Below are 19,240 nucleotides of genomic sequence, written 5' to 3' on the forward strand. Positions count from 1 at the left end.
CCCATCACCATACAATCTGCCGAGGCGGTACCGAATCAATCGTCACCGGGCGCGGTATCTCCGCCGCCACCTCCTGCCACAGCTTCGTCAACGCCAGATCCCGCTGTCCAAACGCCTCCTGCTGGCAGGTTGCCGCAGCCACCGCACCCACCCGGTTCATCACACCGCGCGGCCACAACTCCTCCAACAGCTCCCGGCCAGTAAACTCCCGGAACGGACCCGCGCCCGCATCCGTGAACTCGTCATCTCCCACCAACATGCTGGCAGGCACATCGGCCGAATGAGTGAACGTGCCATTGGCATAGTGGCTGCGGGGCATCCACCGCACTGGGCCATGCATATGGTCGAAGATCAGCTCCCCATCCTCGCACTCCACCACACACCCGAAGAGCGGCTGGGAATGGTTATCGGGGTCCAGAGGCGCCACCCGGTTGTAGAGGCGGATGTCCACTGGGGTGCCGTCCCAATCCAGAGTGAGGTTATAGACCTGCTTATTCACACCCTGCTGGGCAATGTTTTCCCGCTGCAGAATGAGCCGTGGCAAGCCCGGCAGCATATCCGCCAGAATCGCCAGGATGGCATAGAAAATGTGCATGGATCCGCGCACTTCTACTGCCATAATGCGGGACTGCTGGCGCAGCGTGGACACACACCGCACCAGGTTCTGCACCGTCGGCAGGGTGGGGTAAAACGGGTTCACCGCATAGACAGGGTGCGCTACACCCGTGGCCGCCACCACCTGGCTAGGGGTGGCAGCACGGGCGGTATGGAGTTGTTGCACAATGGATCTGGGGTGCACAGGGTGCTCCTGCAGCACCGATGTGCCGGACTGCAGGAAGAAGCGGGTGATGTCGTCGCCGGGTCCACCGGATACCGCGGAACGGACCACCACACAGGCCAGCTCCACCTCCGGCAGGCCCGCCGCAGACAAGGAGGTGACGGGCTCCGTGAAATCCGGCAGCGGGTAGAAGGGGACGCCGAACCTGTCCGCCAGAGCACGGGAGCGGTCCGAGCCGCGGGCCACAATGCCGGCCAACTCGACGGGACTGTCGGGGTGAGCAAGACCGCGGGAGTAGTGCAGGCCGAAGGTGCTGCCGACGACCAGTGCGCGGGGGCGGTGGGGGCGGTGGGAGGTGGTCATTAAAGCTCTCCTTCTTCGTCGTCGAGGGCGGTGTCACCCTGTCGGAGGGAGGTGGTGACGGTAGCGGGGTCCTTCATGATGTCCTCCCACCAGTAGTCGGTATCGGGAAGGTTCACCGGTAGACACACGCCGGCGGGAACGACGGGAGTGGTGGGGGTGACGGAAGTGGTGGGAGTGCCGGCGCCGTGAGGGGAAACGGGGTCGGGGGCGCCTGCCGTATTGCGATCCGTGGCAGGGCAACCCCCGACACCCGAGTTCAAAGATGGCTGCGCGGCACCCACACTGGGGCATGCCCGACGCAGCGCATACAGGGCGGCAATGGCCGTCACCGAGGCCGTCACCAAGAACGAATCCACGCATTCTAAGGTGGCATGCCACATCTCCGCCGGGTCTGCCCTGTTCACTGGGTCCGAGCTGTTCATTGTGTCCACCATGGACTCTCCCAGCGGGGTGTGGAACTCCCTCAAAGGGGCATCAGACAGCCCTGCAGAAACGGCGGTCCCTTCCATTCGGAAGTAGTGGCGGCGGCCGAAGTCGTCCATGCGGGCGGCCTCCATCACCTGCTCCACCGTGGCGTCGCCGGCGATCATCTTCTGGATTTCCAGCGTGGTCTTAGGGGCATCGCTGACGTTATGCCAGCGCACACTATGGGCCTGCGCGGCAGCCGCAGCAGCCGCCACCTCCCGGTCGCAGTGGGCGTGAGCCACCGCGGTGGGAGAGAACGTGGCAGCCACCTGCGCCAGGTAACTTTCGGGGAGGCGGGAGGAACGGAGCTGTCCATCTATCCACTCTTTGCCCGCCCACAACATGCCGGAATTTACCGAGTCCACAAACTCGTGGACGGCCGCTTCGGTGGTGGGTTGGGCACCACCCGAGTAGAGCTCCACCGTGGCGCCGGGGCCGGCAGCGCGCGCCAGCAGGCGCACCAGAATACCGGACAGGCCAGGTTGGATGCCGGCACCAAGGATGACGGGGACAGTGACGGCGGGGACGTCGGCGGGCTGGCCGGCGGGCACAGTTGGGGTCTCCCCCACGGGTACTGACGCCTGCCCGGCGTGTGGATAGGTTGCAGGAAGGTCAGAGGTGGCCACAATCTCGTCGACCATGCTGTGGTCACCTGAGGGGTCCGCGTAGGCCATATTGTGGGTGAGGCAGTAGCGGGCCAAACGGGGCGTCACCACATAGCCTGGCCCAGCCGTGTTCACCAGCAGGTCCACCCCTGTCAACGGCGCGCCTGGCCAGTCGGCAGGGTCCTGTTCGGCATCACAGCCGGCACACACCCGCACTCTGTGCTGTGGGTAGGCGGCACTGACTTCGGCGGCCACGGCCTCCAGGCGCTCTGTAGAGCGGCCGGTGAGACGCAGTTCCAGCGACACTGCCTGCGCAGTACCTACCGGGGACTCGTCATCCCACCGACGGAGAAAATAGCGGAGGGCGGTGCGACCCACAGTGCCGGTGGAGCCGTTCCAGGCAATAACGGGAGACATTACTGGGCGTCTCCTTCCGCGGTGGCGCGAGCGGTGCGGGCGGCGGTGGGAGCAGCCTCGTCGGCCGCGGCGGCGCGTTCAGTGGCCAGGCGGGCCGCCACCTGCGGGTCATACATTTCGGCGAGCAGGTCGGCGACGCCGGGGGCATTTTCGCCTTCCATGCAGGTGAAGTGGGTTCCCGGAATGGAGGTCACGCGCAGGTTGCCCAGGCAGTACTCCTCCCAGAAACTCTCCATGTCGTCGCCCAGCGTGGGGAGGAAATCAATATCGCCGGTGTTTCGCAGGAAGTGTACATCCCCTAGGTAAGGCAAGCCCTCCCAGGCGCCCACCGCCTGCAAACTGTGGTGGAACACCTCCGACACCTGCTCGATAAGCTCCACACCGCCCCGCTCCGGGTGTTTATCGGAGAGCATCTGGATGCGCTCGGCGTGGGTAGCCGGGGCGTTATCCCAGGCTTGCTTCACGGACGTGTCGCCGGCCTCATAGATGCAGCCCTCGGGAAGGGTGCGGCCATAGGTGGTGCGGACGGTGCGCAGTGCCTCCCCCAAGGAGGCCTCATCGAAGCAGAGGCCCATATCCCGCGGGTCGATACCTAGAATGCGGGCCAGGGAGAAGTCCAACAGAATTGGGTCTGTCACCATGAATGGTATCCGGTAGGCGGAGATGGCCGCATAGTGGGCAATCTCCACGCCCGCCATCGCCAACTCCGGCACCATGGTGGCGCAGATCAGCCCACCCATGCAGTAGCCCACCACATGCAGCTTGGTGGGGCGCAGAGTGTCCAGCAGGTTGCGAGTGTAGCGGTGGGCGAGCAGCGCAAAGAGCTGCTGCGGGGCCACCTGTAGGTAGGAGTCGTTGGGCTGCCGCTGGATACCGATAACCGGGGGGCGGTTCGGCTGCTTGGCTAGCTGGGTGAAGAGCGTCTCGTAAGGGGTCAGGTTGCCGGTGCCGTCGTGAACGAAGAGGATGGCCTCCTCGGAGGGGTCGGTGCCAGCGTAGTTGCCGGTGCCCTCCATGACCACGCTCCAGCAGTTGCCCTTGGGTTCGGGGAGGTCCCGTACGGAGAGGAAACCGTGCTCATCGGGGGTGACGGCTGGCGGGATACCGGCAGGGGTGCCAGTACGGGCACGGGAGTCAACCGCAGCGCCGCCACCGCCACCAGCAGAGCCGCCACTAGCGCGAGTGCCAGCAGCGCTCCGCGAACCGGCCACAGCTGGGTCGGTAGCAGCGCTATGCGAGCCCACAGTAGCCGCCTCTGCCGCAGCGGACTCATCACCCGCGTTGGCGGTGGTGATGACGGTGGCTACTGCACCAATGGTGGGGTCGGCCACTACTTCACGGAGCAGGTCATCCCAGCTGATCGCATCACCGCCGGGAACCTCACTGCGCATGCGGCCCACGCAGCGGGCCAACAGTAGTGAGTCGCCGCCCAAGGAGAAGAAGTCATTGGCGGGGCTGAGGTGCATGTCCGGGTCGAGGGACAGTACGTCGTGCCAGACGGCGGCGATGGCTTCCTCCGTGGGGTTGAGCTCAGCGGCCGCCCCGACGTCACCACGATGCTGCTGGTGTACATAGCTGGTGCAGAGTGCGGCCAGTGCCTTGCGGTCGACTTTGCCGTTATCGGTGAGGGGAATGCTGTCGGTGATGACGATGGTGGCGGGCACCATGTAGCTGGGGAGGAGTTCCCGGCAGGCGTCGATGAGCGGCTCGGCGGTGAGGTGACGGGTGTCGAGGGTGTCGGTGCGGCGCATCCACAGAACGTGGTTGTTGCCGAGTTCCATGATGTCACCCCGCGCCGGCCAATGTTTCACGGTGTGGAACGGTGAGTTGGCGATGGCCTCCTGCCACTGCACCAACGTCATAAACGCCGTCTTCGTCTCCCCACGCACATCCGTAAAAGCACTGGAAGACAGGCCTTCCTGGAACTCCACCGTGGACATCAACACCGGGCTAGGCACCGTGGACTCCGTCGCCGCCAACTGCCCGCCCGGCGCCAACATGCCGTGCAGGTTCGTCAACAACTGCACCATATTCGGGCAGTTGTGGAACACGTTGACCCCAATAAGCAGGTCGATGGACGCATCCGCAATGCCCTGCTCCGTGTGCGGGCGGTTGATGTCAAAGATCTGATACTGCAACTCCGGCCACAGCTCACGAGCCGTATCGAGGAAGAACGTGGTGAGATCCGAGAAAATGTACTCCACCGCGGGAACACCATTCTCGTCCGGGGTAAACGCGTCCACGGACCGTAGCCACTCCACAATGGAGGCAGTGGACGCACCCACGCCGGCACCCGCTTCCATAATGCGCAGCGGGCGCAGCTCCGGGTTCTCCACAACCTGCCGGACGCGGGCCTTCACCCCCGCCACCAGCACCGTATTAAGGTAGCGGCTGGAAAGATTCTCGGCGTACACCGCGCGGGCCACATCCATATTGCCCTCCGGGAACAGAACAGCCTTGGCGTCCAGCTCCCCGGTGCACAGTCGGTGAATGTTGTCGGTGCAGGTGCGAACAAACTGCAGCATATCGGCACCATAGTGGATGTGCTCCTCCAGCTCATCCACGTGCCGCCAGAGTTCCTCGGTGGTGACGGCAGGGGCCCCCAGCGGGGAGGCGTCGTCCAGGGTAACGGCCGGTGCGGGGGTGGTGACGGCTACCGATACGCTGGCGGCCGGAGCCGGTGTGGTGGCGGCACCGGTGGGCTGCCAGCCACGCTCCACCAACGTCCGATACCAGCGATCCAGCCGGTCATCCTGCTGGAGCTCCGCCACAGACTGAGTCTGCAACGCCAACTCCACCTCGCCGGCCATCGCCCGCAACGCAATCATGTCCAGGGTAGCGGAGAGGCTGCGCAGTGCCCTCTCCTCCACCGTCGCCCGGAACTCATCAGCTGTCGCCGTCATCTCCGCGCACTGCTGCGCGAACACCGCCTCCCGCTGAGCAGCCAGTTCCGGGTCGTGGGCGGGGGTGACGACTGCCGCCACCTGGTGGGCACCCGAGTGTACATCCTGGTGCACCAGCGAGAACGCCTGATCCACCTGCTCCTGGCCGCGCAACGCAGCGTCAATCTCCCCTAACTCGATGCGGTGGCCACGAATCTTCACCTGGCCATCCACCCGCCCCAGGAACTCAATCTCCCCATTGGGGAGGTAACGACCGTGGTCGCCAGTACGGTAAGCACGCTCGCCATGGTCCGGCTCGGTAAAGAAAGCGGCGGCGGTACGGTCCGAGTCGCCGAAGTAGCCGACGGCCACCCCGTCACCACCAATGGTGATCTCCCCAATCTGACCGGGGACACAGTCCTCCTGGTCGGCGTTGAGAATCCACATGCCCTGGTTGCGCAGACCGCGACCGTAGGGCACGGAGGCCTCAATCTCGTCGCCCACCATCACCTCGTGGAGGTTAGACCAGATGGAGCCTTCGGTGGCGCCACCCATGGCCAAGAAGCGCAGGCCGGGGGCATCAGTCTGGATGTCCAACGGCTGGGTGACAGGGATCCAGTCGCCGGAGAGCAGCGCTGCACGCAAGGGCAGCGCATTAGGGTTCCGCTTCGCAGACAACCCCAGCGGCTCCCGGGTTTCCGCCAGCAGATCCGTCACCAGCTGTAACTGGGCTGGAACCGAGTTCCAGATAGTGATGCCGTGCAGACGAATGTCCCGCACCCAGGCCAGCGGATCCGCCAACGTACCACAGGAGGGGAACACCACGCGCCCACCCCGACCCAGCAGGCCGAAGACGTTGTAGACCGCGAGGTCGAAGGAGTAGCGAGACACAGCCAGCACAGCGTCCTGGACGTTAACGCCCAGATTGTCGTTAATGGCATCGATGGTGGTGCGGGCCTGCTCGTGGGCGATCACCACACCCTTCGGGGTGCCGGTAGAGCCGGAGGTGAAGATGATGTACGCCACCTCGCTGGGGTCCCCGGCGGTTGCGGCCACCTGGGCGAGGAGGTCGGCGGGAAGGTCCCGGGCGGTAACGGCGGCCAGACCAGAGAATGCAACCGCACCAGCAGGCACATCTGCACTGTCAGCTGCGGGCAACGACGCCACAGCCTGCTGGTAGGCCGCAGCCACAGCCGCCTCATCCAGTACCAGTGGGGTGTCTCGCCCGGCAGCGGCAGCCTGAGTGGCCAGCTGCTCCACAATGCCCGCCCGGCGCGCCTCCGGCCAGGCAGTATCCAACGGCACATAGGCACCACCGGCCATGAGAACCGCCAACTGGGCGGCCACCTGGTCGCGACCTGCCGGCAACGCCAGCGCCACCGGCTCCCCCGACTGCAAGGGGCGCAACGTAACACCAATGGCCAGGGCGAGGTTAAGGAGCTGGCGGTAGGTTACCTCTCCCCGCGCGCTGGCCCCAGCCAGCCGGGACTCGTCACCCTCCTGCGCCATGGACCCGACCAGCACCGAATCCGCCAACCCCGAATTGACCAGCGCGGGATCGACCACAGCCACCGCATCCGGGTGCGCCAACGCCTGCTCCACAATGGGCCCATGCAACGTCCCCAACACGCCTGTCGTAGGCTGGCTCGAAGCCACCCGCGCAATAGCGGGGATCATGCGCCGAGCTAACCCGTCACCCTCCCACGCGGCCTCTGCCACCGCAGCATCGTCGCTCAACAGCGCCCGCACCAGGGCAATGTAGTCGGAGTAGGCGGCATCCAGCACACTGGCAGAGAACGCACCATCGCGGGTATCCCAGTCGATACTGATGCCCGCCCCCTGCGGGGAAAGCTGCACATCCATCAACACCTGCGGGGTCTGCGAAATACCGGACCCCACACGCGGAATGAGCACCTCCGACTCCGTATCCGCGGCAGCCCCCACCGTGGAGGTAATAACAATGGGCGTAAAGAAATTGTCCTGGCCAGTATGGCGGCCAATCATGCGGGCCACCTCAGTACCCGGAACCGCTGTGTGGTCCAGCGACTCGAAGAGATCCACCTGCACCTGCTGCGCATTCGCGGCGAAACTCTGGTGACGGTCATTACCCAGCGGCAACAGGGCGGTGGAGGTGAAGTCGCCCACAATGCGGTTCACATCCGGGGCGAACGGCTGGCGGGCCAACACCGTCAAGGTGACAAGCCCCGCATCCAAGCCCGTGTAGCGGCGCAGTACCCGGCCCAGCGCCGCCATCAGCACCGCCGACGGGGTAAGGCCACGCTGCTGGGCGCGCGCAGTGAAGGCCGCCCACTCCGCCGAGCTGAGCGAGGTGGAGTGGCGCGAGTAGTGCGGAATCTCCTGCCCATCCAGCGTGATGGTGGAGCTGCGCAGCACCTCCGGGCGGGCTTCCGCCGACAGTGCAAAGGCCGGGGGCAGACTATCCAGGCGGTCCGTCCACCACTGCCGATCCCGCTCGCGGCGACGCTGCCCAGCCGGGGACTCCACCGCCAACTTCTCCGACTGGAGGTAGTCGCGGAACGTCAGGCTGGGTGCTGACGGCGGGGTATCCGGGTGGCGGAGCGCCTGCTCCATGTCCGCGAAGATGACGGACAGGCCGAGGAAATCGGTGAGTAGAAGGTCCACAGACACATGCAGTACCGTGTCGGCGGGGCCGACAGTAACCACGGCATCGATAAGAGGCTGTCCGGCGGTAATGTCGTACACCTTATTACGGTAGGTGGCGGCAATGCTGGCGCGCTGGGCGGCGACGGCGGACCCGTCACCCTCCTCGCGTAGGTCAAACACCTGCAGCGGCACCTGTAGCGCCGGGTTGGAGCGCTGCCACCCGTCCGGATGCACTTCGCACTTCATCATCGGGTGGGCGGCCACTACCGCATCCCAAGCGGCAGTGAGCTGCGCGGGCGTGTAGCCACCCTCCACTGTAAATTCGGTGTAGCCGTGGCAGCCCACCCCACCGTGCTCGAAGGCGTTGGTACGGCCCACCAGGTAGCTGGCTTGGACGTCTGTCAGCGGGAAGGGTGCGGTGGCGTTGGCGTCATCGCGGATGATGGTGCCACGCTGCAACGCCTCGATGATGGCCGGTTTATTGGCGCTGACGGCCTGCTTCAGTGCGGCGGTGAAGGCACCAGCGGGGGCACGGAATTTGAGGGCTCCGTTGTCTGTCCAGAGTTCAATGCGGCGAGCGGCGAGCTCGTCGAGGAGTTCGGGAATGTTCACAGAGTTCCTTCTTCAAGGTCGGCATCAGCAAGGGAAGAGTCGGCCTGGTCGCCGCCATGGGGCAGGGTGCCCACAACAACGCCGGCACCGGCCCGCTCTGAGGAGCCGGGTGAGTTGGGGTAGTCGTCCAGTTCGCCCACCTCCGTAGCGGTTGCGGCCGGCACGGCGGACACGGCCTGCAGGTAGTCACGCAACGTTGGGTTGGTGAGGAGGATACGAAGGTCCACTTCGCGCCCGGTGGTGTCCTGCACTTGGCGAGTCACCATGGTGGCGCGCAGGGAGTCCCCACCCTCTTTAAAGAAGTTGCTGTCGAGGGTGACAGCGACACCCTCCAGGGCGGCCTCCCAGAGGGGGGCGATCTGCGCGTAGAGGTCTGCGGCCGGGCCGGTGAGGTCGGCGGCGGAGGCAGCTGTGACAGGGACGGTGTCCGCGGTGGGCTGGTCGGCTAGGACTGTCGCCGGGTTGTCGGCGGGGGACGTCGCTAGCTGGTCGGCGGGGGTGGTTATCGAGGCGGCAGCACCAGCAACACCACCTGCGGCAGCAGCTCCGTCACCAGCAGCATCAGCAGCACCAGCAGCGACAGCCTGTGCACCATGCACACGTTCCGTACAGTCACAGATACGCTGTGCCACTGCACTAATAGCATCCTGCACCCGCTGCGCGTCCAGTGCTTGAGTAACGTAATCGGCCGTCAAGTGGAGGCCCTTCACATCCTCATGCACTTGCAAGTCCAACAAGGTCTGTGGAGTCTGGGAACGGACGCGGCCCAGCGTGCCAAAACTGAAGTCGGTGGTGGACACTCCGTCCGCCACCAAACCCAGGCCGCAGGTGAACACCACCGGCAGCATGGAGGCATACGGGTCGCCTGTCAGCTGCAAGAGTTCACGCTGCACCCACAGGGCGCCGGCGGCATCATTGTCCCGCACACTCGCCAGTGTCTGCTGGACGGCACGCGCCACCTCTTCGAGACTGTCGCCCGGCAGCACCCGGCAGGCAACCGGGGTCAGCGAGGTGAAGTCCCCCACCACCCGGTTCACACCCGGCACCGACATATCGCGGTCGAAGAGAGTGACGTTGACGGTGAAGTCGCTACTTCCCGACCACTGCCCCAACTCCACTGCGTAGGCGGCCAACACCAGGCTGGCGGCGGTAACCCGGGACTGCTTCGCGGACTGCTGGACGGCGGCCCACAGTTCGGCCGGCACATCGGCGGACACACGATCGATCTTCGGCTCCCGGATGGCCACCACCTGGGCGCGCTCGGCGATCTGTGGGGCGGCCGGCAGGGTTGCTACTTCGCTACTCCAATAGGCGCGTGCCTCGGCTACCCGGTGAGCGGCAGCCGGGTCGGTGATGTCGGCGGGATCCAGGGCCTCCTGGTGGGTAGCCAAATAGGCGCCAAAGGAGAGGCTTTCCTGCGGGAGGCTGGCCGGCTGGCCGGCAGCCAGTTCCCGGTAGGTGGCGTCGATTTCCTGCAGCACCAGCATCATGCTGGCGCCGTCCAGGATGAGGTTATCCATGCCGATGGAAATGGTGACGGGTCCCGGCACGTCGGCGGGGCTCAGGCGCACCACCATGCCCACCTGCTGGGTGGGGTCGGGGGTTTCTGCCTCGGTGGCGGCCCGCGGGTCCTCCACGGTGGTGAGGATGTGGGCGGGAGTGGCCGGTTGGATGGTAGCCTGGCCGTCCACAATGAGGGCGCGGAGCTCGTCATGCGCATCCACCACGGTGGTGATGGCCTGGGCGAACGCGGTGCGGTCGAGGCTGGTGGTGGTGAACTCGTAGTAGCAGTGGGAGGCCACGCCGCCCAGAATGTGGGCATCGGAGCGGCCGGCTAGGTAGGCCTGCTGCACACCGGTTAGGGGGTGCGTGGCCGGGTGAGAGTCGTCGGCGGCACCGTCACCATCCGTATCCACCGTCACCCTCTCCATCTTGGACAGAAGCACTGCCAGCTCACTAAGTTCCGGCGTATTGAAGAGATCCACCAGACGCAGCGTCTGGTAGCCGGCCTGCTTCAACTGCTGTAGCACTCGGGTGGCCGCTAAGGAATCCCCACCTAGGGCGAAGAAGTCCGCGGAAAGGTTTGCCGGGTTTTCCACCTGCAGGCTGGCGGCATCGGGTAGCACACTGTGCCACGCCTCCAGCACCGTGCGGGCGGCTGCCAGTTCCTCCGGCGACAGCTCCGGTTCCGGCAGGCCACTGCCTGCCGGAGTATCCGCGGGGAGCGGGCACAGCTCCGCGGCGGTCGCCTCCTCTCGCTTCCCCTGCAGCACACAAATGTAGCTGGCGGGGGTAGACATGGCGTAGGGCTGCCAGCCGGCGGTGGTCAGGTTCATCCACCACTGGCCCGCATTCTGCAGCACCGTGGCAGCAGATTCCAGCAGCGTCGGGTCGATGACGGCGGCACTCACCAGGGCAGCATCGGACAGCTCGGTGGTCTCCACCACCACAACTTCTGCCTCCCGCAGGGTGGGCACCTGCGCCACATCCCGCACCAGGCGCGGGTCGCGGTGGAGGGACCCCACCGCCAGCACCACGTCTGCGGGAATATCGGAGAGGGCCTCCAGGGGCATTTCATTGTGGGTGGTGGCGGATTTCCGCCAGCGCGCATCCCGCTCCACGGACTGCCAGGACACGTCAACACTCGCTCCGGCGGCACCCGTGGGGGTCAACTCCCGCTCGATAAGTGTGCGGACCAGCCCCGTACCGGACCCCAACTCGACAACGGACACGGGCCTCCCCAGCTGCTCGGCTTTCTGGGCCAGCAGGCGGGCAATATCGGTGACGATGCTGGCGGCCGCCGGGTCGTGCACCAGCAGCGCCTGCGGGCTCAGTACCGGGTGGCCAATGATGTCCGTGGCGTCGAAACCACCACAGAGCGCGTCGGCTAGCCATGTGCCGGTGCGGCGGGCATCGGCGGTGAGGGGCGCCTGTGCTACGTCCACATCCTGCACCCGGTTGCGCCACAGTTCCACTAACGGCACATACTGCGGCAGCGGGGTGCGGGACGGCGTGTGCTGGATGCCCTCCGTATGTGTATCCAGGTGTTCTAGGGCCGCAGCCATAATCTGCTGCGGGCTGGGGGGCTGGCTGGTGGCAAGCTGCTGGGCGAGGTCGGCCAGCTCGGTGTCGAGCTCGTTGGGGGCAGGGTCGGCGCTGAACGCCGTTACCTGGTCCACAAAGCGGGTGAAGAGGTGGTGGAGGCGCTGCGCGTGCATATACTCCACCGGGTAGTCCCAGCGCAGTTCCAGCTGGTCGCCCACCATGCTAACCTGGCAGTCCAGTTGCACACCGGGGGTGCGGGTGAGGACCCAACTGGGGGTGAGGGTACCACTGCGGTGGAGGGCGGCCACACCGGTAGTGGAGGTAAAGACCACCGGGTAGGCGGCGCGCCCGGCGCGGGCAATGTCCCTGCTGTTGGGGAGGGTGCCGTCGCCGATATGCCCCAAGGTACGGTGGACGTCGGTGACGGAGCTTTCCGTACCCAAGGTACAGAGGGCAAGTTCGGTGAAGTTGCCGAGGACCTCCCGGCTGCCTTGCTGGGCGGTGTTGGTGCTGGGCCGCTGCGAGATCGGCACGCTGATACCGCACACGTCGAGGCCACTGGAGGCGGCGATGACGGCACCGTAGGCCTGGAGGACCACGGCGGAGACGGTGACGCCGGCGTGGGCGGCGGCGGTCTGCAGGGCGCGGGTGTCTGCCACGGACAGCTGGGTGTGCAGGGAGGAGAAGCGGGCGTCGCTGGTGGCGGTCCACTTTTTGGTGGTGACGGGGAGGCTGGGGGCGGGCGGCAGCTGCTGGGGGCGGGCGTCTGCAGAGTAGCCGGTGGCGTGATCGGCAGAGTAGCCGGCTGTCCCGGCGGCTAGCTCCCGCTGCACATACTCATAGAAGGGTTGAGCTGACGGGTCCACCGGGAATGTGTCGGCAGCTCCCTCGTAGCGATCCAGGATGGTGTTGAAGAGAACGCCAATCGAACGGGCATCCAGCCCCAGGTAGTTCATGGAGAGGCCCACGTGGGTGGTGAGGCCCTCTACCGCAACCACCTGCACCATCGGCACCGCATCGAGGGGGATGCGCTGGCCAGAAAGTTCCGCACGGAGGGCGGCCAGGGCGGCCTCCACCCCACTGTCGGTGGTGAGGTCCGCGCCGGTGGGGGCGCGGAGGGTGAGCACCGGCGCGGCGGTCGGGACGGTGGCGGCATCCACAACAGCTTGTTCGTTATCGCCGGAGCGGACGCAGCGCAGCGGTTCCCAGGCGGCGGTGAGCTCGGCGATGAGAGTGGCGAAGCGCTGCGGGTCCAGGGCGGAGCCGTCACCACTGGAGATGATGACGCCCACTGCGGGGGTGGTGCAGGTGATGCCGCGGACCCCATCGGCACCGAGGGCGTAGGCCTGTTGGAGACTGGTGAGGGGGAAACTAGTGCCGCTCAGCGGGGTGGCTGTGGGGGCCGCCGGTTCCGAGACGGCGGTAGGTGCCGCGGTAGTCGCGGCAGCTGGGACGACGGCCGAGGCGGCTGCCGGGGCTGCATCCTGGGAGGCCACTGGGGTGGCGGTGAGCTTACCGCGCGCCCGCACAATGAAGGCGTCCAGCGTGGGTGCGGCAAACAGGTCCGCCACTGTCACCTGGCAGCCTGCCTGCACAAGCGAAGTGGCAACAGTGGTGGCGGCCAACGAATCTCCGCCCAAGGCGAAGAAGTTCACCGGCTTGGTACCGGCCCGTTCGGCTGCCAACTGGGTGGCGAGCACTTCCGGTTCCTCTCCCAAGACAGCCGCCCACGCATTGACAACCTGCTGCTCGAAACTGTCCAGCTGCGGGACGCCCACTACACCGGGCGTGTTTTCCGCGGTGATGGTACTACCGTCCGCGCGGGCAGCGGTAGCGCTAACAGTGGCGCCAGCAGTGCCAACGGTCGGGGCAATTGTGGCGCCGGCGATCGGGGTCTCCGTCGCTGCCGCGGCACCCCTATAGCCGGTAGCCTGCTCATGCTGGTAGCTTTCCAACTCGGTCGCCAACAGGCGCCGGTCAATCTTCCCATTCGTGGTATGCGGCAGGCTCTCCCGCGGCATCACCACCGCCGGCACCATATAGTCCGGCAGTTTGGTTGCCAGCTGTGCTCGTAAATGGGCTGGGTCCGCCAGTTGCACCTCTGCAGCCACCGCAGCAGCCCCATCCGTAGAGTCATCCACAGAGCCAGGCTCGGAGCCAGGCTTAGCGCCAGTCGCACCCGTCACCAGAACCGCACCCAAGGCGGAATTCTTCCGGATTGGCACCACAATAGCGGTTTCCACCCCGGTCAGGGCGCGGCAGGCGTGCTCCACCTCGCCGCACTCCACCCGGTGGCCACGAATCTTCACCTGGGTATCCATGCGGCCCACAAAGAAGATCAACCCATCCGTGTGGTACTCGCCCAGATCCCCGGTACGGTACCAGCGATCGCCCTGCTCATCCACCGGGTAGCGTTCCGCGGTCAACTCCGGCTGGCCAAAGTAGCCCGCGGCTACCCCGGCGCCACCAATCCACAGCTCACCCGGCACATAGTCCGGCTGGTCGGGAAAACCGGGCACATTCGGGTTCACCACCCGATACTTTTGGCCGGTCAGCGGGCCACCGTAGGGAATGGACGTCCAGTCTGCGGGGAAGTCCACATCCGTCACCACATACTCGTTGGACCAGATGGACCCCTCCGTCGCCCCACCCATCGAAATGCAGGTGGCGTCCGGGCTGATGGTGGCCAGGCGTTTCGGTAGATCCATGGCGATCCAATCGCCGGAGAAGTAGAAGCGGCGCAGGCTCGGCAACTGGCTGCCCAGGGCGGCTGCATAGAGCATTTCGCCCAGCCCCGGCACGGTATTCCAGATGGTGACGCGGAAACGCTTCACCAGGTCGGCCCAGCGGAAGGCATCACGGCGGGACTCGTCACCAATGCACACAATGGTGCCGCCGGCGGCGAGCATACCGAAAATGTCGTAGACGGACAGGTCAAATTCCAGAGCGGAGATGGCCAAGCAGTTGTCCTTGGCGGTCACCTGGTTGCGGGCATTGACGTCCAGGCAAGTATTGAGAGCACTGTAGTGGCGAATCGCCACCCCTTTCGGGGTGCCGGTAGAGCCCGACGTGTAGATGATGTAGGCCAGCTCGTTCGCCTCCACCACCCGCGGAATAGCCTGGTGGCAGGCGGGGCGGGGACGTCCACCCAGCTCGTCAGAGATCAACTCCGCCATATCCTCCCGGCGCAGCACAATCTCCATCCCCGCGGAGTTCGCGATAGCGCGCAAGCGTTCCTCCGGCTGGTGCAGGCCAATGGGTAGGTAGGCGCAGCCGGCATACAGCACACCTAGGGTAGCGATCACCTGGCAGGGGCCCTTCGGCAGCTGGATGCCGATAACCTGGTTGGGGTGGGTGAGCGGGATCAGCTTGGCGGCCAGGCGGCGGGCCATACAGTCCAGCTCCTGGTAGGTGAGGTAGCCGCGGCGGTTATAGCCCAGGGGGTCGCCGACGGTTTTGTCGGTGGGCTGGTCCTCTGGCGCCCACACTACGGCCACCGCCTTGGGCTGCTTCTGCACGTTCTCCCGGAAGGGGGTGTAGAGGAGGCTGCTGGTGGTGACGGGGGCACTGCTGTTGGCTGCCTCCCGCTGGGTGCGGGTGGCGGCGGGGAGCGGTACCAGGTCGATGAGGGGGCGTTGGGCTAGCTGCTGGGGGTGGCCGGCGCACTGGAGGGTGATGAGGTCCACCAGCGCCTGGAACATTTGGGCGGCGACGTCGGCGCGGATACCGTCGGTGCGGATGTCGCAGGAGAGCGTTACGTGCCCAGACACATTCACCACCTGGCAGTCGATGAGCACCTGGGGGGTGGTGGAGCGCAGTTCAGTGGGGGCGCCCAGCACGCTGAGGGGTTCAGCCAGGAGCGGGCGGTCCGCCGAGTAGGTGAAGATGAAGGGCGACAGGCCGGTATGTCCGGCGGGGGAGGCGAGGGCGTGGCGCAGTTCGACCCCCAGTGGGGTGGGGTTAGCGATGCCGGCGCGGAGGTCTGTGCGGACGGCGACGAGAGTGTCTGCCCAAGGGCTGCCAAGGGGGCAGTGGGCGCGGTGGGCGACGGCGATGGTGCGTTCGGCCACATGCCCGGGCTGCGGAGCATTAATGGTGGTGAGGGTGACGAGGAAGTCGTCCCGGCTGGACCAGCGGCGCAGGATGGCGTCATAGCAGGCGAGGGTGATGCTGGCGGGGGTGGTGCCGAGGGTACGGGCGGTGGCGCTGAGGGCCTGCCACTGAGGGGTGGTGAACGCGTGGGTAAAGCGGGTGACCTGCGGGTTGGGGTGGGTGCTGCCGGTGTCGAGGGTGGGGACGTCGGGGGGCAACGGGAGGCCGCGGGCTGGGATGGGGGCGGCGGCGGGGTTGGGGGCGGTGCCAGCGGCGTCTGAAGTGATGCTGCGGGCAGGGTGATGGGTTCCGGCGCGTTCGGCGGCTGCCCGGCCGGTAGCGGTGTGGTGGGCGTGCGACGGGAAGGCGCGCTCGGTGTCCCCCTGGAGGGCGGCATCGAGGCGCGCGAGAATCTCGCCTACGCCCACAATGTCGGCCGCGATAAGCGAGAGGGCGACGTGCACGGTGGTGGTGCCATCGGGGAGGGTGCTGACGGCCAGCGCCCAGTTTTCCCCCTGCGGGGTTTCGAAGTGGCGGTGCAGGTAGACGTGGCGAAGTTCTTCCCGGGCGGCGGCTAGCTGGTCGGCGGCCACACCGGTGAGGTCAATGACGGCGACGTCGGGAGCTGGGTGGTCAGCGTAGCAGGTGGTCTCAGTGGTGGGGAGGGCGGTGTGAAGGGCCGGTTCTTGGTCGACAAGGGCGACGGCCTCACGGAGGGCGGCGCAGAAGTCTGCGGGGGTGAGAGTTCCCAGGTTGGGCTCGAATTCGGCGTAGGCCAGGCAGTCGATGCCACCCCAGGGCTGGCTGGGGTCTGCCCCTACCAGATAGGACTTTTGCAGGTCTGTGGGAGTGCTGGTGGCTGCGTCAGGGGCTGCGTTGGTGGCACCATCGGGACGGGTGATGCTGGTGGTAGCGGTGTCCGCACTAGTGCTCGCAGCGTCACCACACTGGGTGCCGTCCGCGGCATCACCTTGCTGTGCGGTGGCTGCGGCGGCCAGGTCGTAGAGGCCCATCCAGGCGCCGACAGTAGGGTTCTCCCACACTTCTACCGGATCTAGGGTGTGCCCAGTATGGCCAGCCCAGCTGAGAAATTCGTTGACGGCCAGCGAAGTAAGGCCCAACTCGGAGACATCAGCGCGCAGGTCGACGGCATCCGGCGGGCAGCTCAGCTGGTCGGCCAGTTGCACCACTACCGGATGCTGGGTGGGGTCGGTTGATGCTGCGGCAGCGCTGTTCCTACTGCCGGCTTCCCCGTCAGGGTCCTCACTGTCGGCACCCTCGGTACCGTCATCGCTGCCTTTGCTCGCGCCGCTAGTGCCGCGCCCGCCCGCATTGGCGTAGTGCGCGGTGGAGCCGTCTCTCTGCTGCTCAGCCAGAATCTGCAATGCCAACTGTGCCACCTCGCCGCGGGCGATCTTGCCGGAGCTCGTACGCGGAAGGGCATTGTCGGTCCACAGCACTCTGGCGGGTTGTTTGCCGGTGGAGCGGGCGATGGCGCGGGACAGGAGGCCCGAGTAGGCGGTGCGGTCGAGGATGTCGATGTTGGCAGCCTCCCCCATCACCAGGTACCAGGGACCGTCGATGTCGGGCTGGGTGGCGCAGCATTGTGCGGTGGTGAAGCCCAGGTTGGCGGTGGCTACCAGCTCTTCGATGTCGCTGGGGAAGTAGTTTTCGCCGCCCACAATAATGGTGTTGGAGAGGCGCCCGGAGATGTAGAGGTTGCCGTCGCAGAGGAAGCCGTAGTCGCCGGTGCGCAGGTAGGGACCGTCACCGTCGGCGGTGCGAGCGTGGAAGGTGGCGTCGGTGAGGGCATCGTTACCCAAGTAGCCGGCAGCCACATCGCCTCGGAACCAGACTTCCCCCACCTGACAGTCGTCCAACACCTGGCAGGTGTCGGGGTCGACGATGCGCATGTCGCCGCCGAAGAAATTGTCTCCCACCGAGTAAAGGGTGCGTTGAGCGGGGTCGGCAGGGTTTAGGTCGGCGGGGACGATCTGGCCACGGGCGGCAGTGGGGGCATCGAAGTGGATGCAGACGGCTTCCCGCGGGCCCAAGTGGCCGGACATGGCGAGGCCACCTTCGGCCAGGCCGTACATGGGGGTGAGGGTGGTGGAGGTCCATCCGCATTCCCCGAAGGTGGCGGCGAGGAGGGGTTGGGTGGTGGTGTTGACGGGTTCCGAGCCGTCGACGGCGACGCGGAGGCTGGAAAAGTCCAGGCCGGCACGGCGGGCGGGGTCCTGGTAGAGGCCGCAGATGGTGCGCCACATGGTGTCGGGGGCGGCCGTCATCCCGCACTTGTAGGTGCTCATGGCGTTGACCCAGATGGTGGGGTTTTTGGCGAAGAGGGCGGTGGGGATGTAGCCGGCGCAGCCGCCGAGGCAGAGAATGTCGAAGATGCCCCAGACGATGCCCATGTCGTGGTGGAGGGGGAGCCAGGATATGGAGACGGGCGGGGTGTCGCTATTCCAGGTGATGCGCATGACGTCGAGCTGCCAGAGGATGCAGCGGTAGGTGTCGAGGACGCCCTTGGGTTTGCCTGTGGAGCCGGAGGAGTACTGCACGTAGACGACGGTGTCGGGGCCAACGGGGTGGGGGGCGAGCTCGTCGAGGCTGGCGGGCAAGTAGGGGTGGGTGGGCCGCTGGTAGTGGGGGGTGAGGACGGTGAGGCCGGGGAGCAGGGTGGTGTCGCTCTGTTGGTGGGTGACGAGTTCCTGCTGTTTGGCGGGGGTGGTGAGGAGTGCAGCCGGGCCGCAGTTGGCGGCGATGTGCCGGAGAGTGGGGATGCCGGCGGCGAGCGGGGCTTCGGGGGTGACGGGGACGGAGACGGGTTGGGCGCCGATGGTGATGAGGGCCCAGAAGGTGAGGAGGTAGTCTGCGCTGGAGGGAAGGATCATCATGACGCGGTCGCCGGCGGTGATGCCGGCAGCGCGGAGGTCTGCTTGCGCGGTGGAGATTCCATGGAGGAATTCTGCCCAGGTCCACTCATCAACGTCGTCCGGAGTGGTGCCGGTGATGAAGCGGAGTGCTATGTCGTTGGGGGTCTGTTGGGTTTTCTCCCAGAGGGGGGAGACCAGGGGGTTGGACGCGTATAGCTGGGCAGAGTTGTCACCGAGGTTAGACACGATTAATGAAGACTCTCTATAGAGCTTGTAGGTTAGCCTTACCTAATATAGACCGGTAACCATAGTGAGACAACACCTATTTTGTGTATCTGAAAATGTCCCTATAGAGCCACCATGGAAACCCTTAAAAACCTTATGTGAAAAGGCTTTTATCAACTATTTCACACATGCGAGTGCGTCTGTGAAAAGTGTCTACTGTGCTCCACTTTTTTAGCGTTGACATGGAGTTATAGG

The 19,240-nt window shown here is 65.9% G+C and carries 4 protein-coding genes; all 4 read right to left on the reverse strand.

Going from position 1 to position 19,240, the window contains the following annotated elements; translation table 11 throughout:
- Positions 1-4: 4 nt before the first annotated feature.
- The 4 genes from Q0X28_RS03700 to Q0X28_RS03715 are packed head-to-tail and all read right to left on the reverse strand — an operon-like array spanning position 5 to position 19,006.
- A complete protein-coding gene (locus tag Q0X28_RS03700; protein WP_296239600.1) occupies positions 5-1,141 on the reverse strand; it encodes a Gfo/Idh/MocA family oxidoreductase in 1,137 nt (378 codons plus the stop codon).
- Positions 1,141-2,628: a hypothetical protein gene (locus tag Q0X28_RS03705; RefSeq protein WP_298576618.1), complete on the reverse strand. Its 1,488-nt coding sequence runs from the start codon at positions 2,626-2,628 to the stop codon at positions 1,141-1,143. Before Q0X28_RS03705 ends, Q0X28_RS03700 begins: the two co-directional genes overlap by 1 nt.
- Entirely contained in the window at positions 2,628-8,747 is a 6,120-nt protein-coding gene (locus Q0X28_RS03710) for a non-ribosomal peptide synthetase (protein WP_298576620.1), read from the reverse strand. The genes Q0X28_RS03705 and Q0X28_RS03710 overlap by 1 nt, the downstream gene beginning before the upstream one ends.
- The gene (locus tag Q0X28_RS03715) at positions 8,744-19,006 is read right to left on the reverse strand and encodes a non-ribosomal peptide synthetase (protein WP_298576622.1); all 10,263 of its coding nucleotides are present in this window, start codon (positions 19,004-19,006) and stop codon (positions 8,744-8,746) included. Before Q0X28_RS03715 ends, Q0X28_RS03710 begins: the two co-directional genes overlap by 4 nt.
- Positions 19,007-19,240: the final 234 nt, after the last annotated feature.

Source organism: uncultured Lawsonella sp., from assembly GCF_947252745.1.
In the GTDB taxonomy this organism is placed as follows: domain Bacteria; phylum Actinomycetota; class Actinomycetes; order Mycobacteriales; family Mycobacteriaceae; genus Lawsonella.

Bases quoted from the DNA above. Each gene is read 5' to 3' on its own strand.
- Q0X28_RS03700 (WP_296239600.1), bottom strand. From the start codon at position 1,141: ATGACCACCTCCCACCGCCCCCACCGCCCCCGCGCACTGGTCGTCGGC.
- Q0X28_RS03705 (WP_298576618.1), bottom strand. From the start codon at position 2,628: ATGTCTCCCGTTATTGCCTGGAACGGCTCCACCGGCACTGTGGGTCGC.